A 2887-nucleotide genomic window follows, 5' to 3' on the forward strand; every position below is an offset into this window, starting at 1 on the left:
CCATCTTGGCAGGTAGGGATCCCGAGCACCGGCACGCCGGCCGCGCACCACAACGCCCGGACCCGGCCCAGCTATCGGCCCAGAACCTCATGGACCGCAACCGTCAGCCCGGAACCAGTGCTCCCCGCGAGGGGCCTGAATGACTGCCGGCCACGGTCCGCGGCCCCTGTTCACGGTAGGTGCCTACCAGAGGTGACCCCCAGGACGATGTTGTGGACGGGAAATGCGTCGTGCCACTTCTGGGCGTCAGCAAAATAGTTGACGAGTTCCCGCGTCCGGGATGTCCAGAAGGGGCTGGCGGGTCCCCCAGGCGTCCAGTAGAAGCGGCTGAGAGCGACCCATACGTCCTGGGCGGAACCACCGGTGAAGCTGACGACATCGTCCCGGCCGTCACCGTTGAAATCTCCCACGCCGGGGAATGCGGAGCCGGCGGCGAAGTAGTCCTGCCATTTCACCGCCGGGCTGACGAAACCCGACCCGGTGCTGAGCGAGACCCACACGTCGGCGGCCGTTCCCCGGGTGAAGGTGACGAGATCGTCCTTGCCGTCGCCGTTGAAGTCTCCGACAGCGGGCAGTTCTGTACCGGCAGCGAAGTAGTCGTGCAGCTGCGTGGCGGGACCGAAGCCGGCGCCGTCGCTGAACGCGACGTGGACGTCCGCCGCCGCGCCCCGGGTGAAGGCGACGATGTCGTCCTTGCCGTCACCGTTGAAATCCCCGGTCTGGGGCACCGTGGTTCCCGCCGCAAAGGCCGTGTGCCAGGTCTCCGGGGCGGTGAAGCCCGCGCCGGTGGACAGGGCGGCCCGCACCTGCCCGGCGGCGGGACCGCCGAGGACGAACACCGCGATGTCGGTGAGCCCGTCACCGTTGAAGTCGCCGGCGGCGGGTACGACCGAGGTGTCCTCCGGGGTGATCAGCGCTCCGGCGCTGATCGAGTCGTGCCAGGCCGGAGCATCGACGAAGGCGGACCCGTCACTGAGAGCGACACGCACGGCCCCGACCTCGTCGCCCCTGTTGGCGACGGCGACGACATCGTCCCTGCCGTCCCCGTCGACGTCGCCGACCAGGGGCGCCTCGTCGCCGGTCAGCGGCGAGGCGCTCCAGGGCTCCACCGGGCCGAAGGTCCGCTCGCTGGTGTAGGGCGGTGGCAGCGGAATACTGATGGCGACGTTTATCCCCACAGCGTTGTCGAAGGACACGATGTCGTCGTAGCCGTCACCGTTGAAATCCCCGCTGCGACCGGCGATGCCGGGCAGGCTGGCGGCGTTCACGCTTCCGGTGAAAGCCCACGTCGCCGGCACCAGGACAGCGGCGACCAGCAGCGCCCGGCCCAACCCGCCGAAGAGCGCGCGACCATGATTTTTTCGTGCGCCCGGAAGCCTCGGGCGCCCGGGCCGCGCACTTGTTCTGTTTCTCATGTTCCTACTTCCCATGTGTTCGGCCGAAGCCGTCCCCCTGGCCGGCACCTTCACGAGAAAGCAGCACCTCGAGGGCCATCGCGATCCCGGTCGCTGGATCCATCACGCCTTTCCCCGGCGGGGGTCGCGGTCGGATTTGACACGCGTCCGCGGCTTGCGGCGGTCAGCTCAACGACAGGCGTCGGCATGCCGACGCCTGTCGGGACCGGGGGCCGGGGCCAGAAGCCGGAGACCGGGAACCGGGAACCGGAAGCCTTGTCCCGCGGCGACATGCCCGTGACCAGAGAAGCCACGCCCAGCTCCATATCGTTCATCGACGGTTACCGCGGGACGCGCCGATTCCGGGAAGTATCGTTCACACGCAGTGCAGGCCGGGTAGCCCGGGGGATCTCTCTCCCCGGCCTGCCCGGCCTGCCCGGCCTGCCCGGCATCCTCGCCCTCGGCCGACGAGGTTCACCGATCCGTTCTCGCCAACCGTGAAGACCTGGACTCCGGGAGCGCCAGTCGTATCCTCGCGAACGCTGGCCCGCTTCGATGGGCGCCGATCACCGGAGAAGATCGGCGTAATTTTGTCGTTGTGTACGCTTTTATGGCCAAAAAGCGTACACAACGACAAACTCGCCTGGATCATGGTCTTTACGGGTGAGTGGTCGTGGATGGGATCCGCGCTACCTGACCGGCGCTCGAGACGTTGCCGGACGTGAGCCGGAACCCGTTCTACGGCGGCGCGGGCCGGTGCGGGTACAGCGCCGGCGCCGTCGTCGCTGTACCCGCACCGGCCCGGAAGCGGGCTTCAGCGCCTCCGGCCAGGCTGGCCCGCCTGCCCGCCGTCATCACCGATGCGCCCGCGTCGGTGGGTCCGCCCGCCGGAGCCCGCGGGCCGGCGGGGCGCGGACAGCGCCGGTCCGCCCGGGTCCATGACCGTGCTCTGCTCCAACGCTTCATCGACGGTCTGCGCGCCCTCGACGGCTGGACACGAAGAACAGCGGCCGACCACACCGACAGAGGATCGCCTGGCGTCGGCGTTGTCGGGTGAGATCGTCATTGACGAGAACGTCATGTGTTTGTCGCTCTTTGTTACAGATCGACCGGTTCAAATCGCTGCGCGGGTGACTTTCGTCGACCTAAGCTCGATTCGATGGCGTGGAGCGCGGGGCGTGACGGCCCCGATGGGGGCCGGCATCGATCGCCGTGGAGGCGGTCGGGCCGGATTCTTCCCGTTCGCTGGGGGCGCCTTGTGGCGCTGGCACTGGCGTTGGCGATCGCGGCCGGGCTGGGCGTGTGGCTGCGTTTCCGCCCCCTGGAGTCGGCCAGGGCACAGCCGGACACCGCCGTGACAGCCATCGAGGGACGCCAGCCGGGGGGTGGTGCCGCTGGCGGCGAACCGTCGGCGGCGACATCCGCGGCCGGTGCGCAGCCGTCCGCCGGCGCCGCCACGGGTGCGCCGGGGCAGCCGGGGGCGGTTGGGGCGG

2 protein-coding genes are annotated in these 2887 nt (G+C 69.5%); one reads left to right on the forward strand and one right to left on the reverse strand.

The features are described from left to right. Positions 1 to 170: 170 nt before the first annotated feature. Positions 171 to 1415, reverse strand: coding sequence for an FG-GAP repeat domain-containing protein (locus AC5LUJ_RS20465; RefSeq protein ID WP_250291472.1), 1245 nt, complete (start codon positions 1413 to 1415; stop codon positions 171 to 173). A 1237-nt stretch (positions 1416 to 2652) separates the two neighbouring features. Here AC5LUJ_RS20465 and AC5LUJ_RS20470 point away from each other — a divergent pair. Further along, on the forward strand, positions 2653 to 2887 hold a 235-nt coding region (locus AC5LUJ_RS20470), incomplete at its 3' end, for a hypothetical protein (protein WP_493465540.1).

Source organism: Protofrankia sp. CiP1_Cm_nod3 (assembly GCF_982290655.1).

Coding starts and splice junctions, on each gene's coding strand:
- AC5LUJ_RS20465 (WP_250291472.1), bottom strand. CDS start 1,415: ATGAGAAACAGAACAAGTGCGCGGCCCGGGCGCCCGAGGCTTCCGGGC.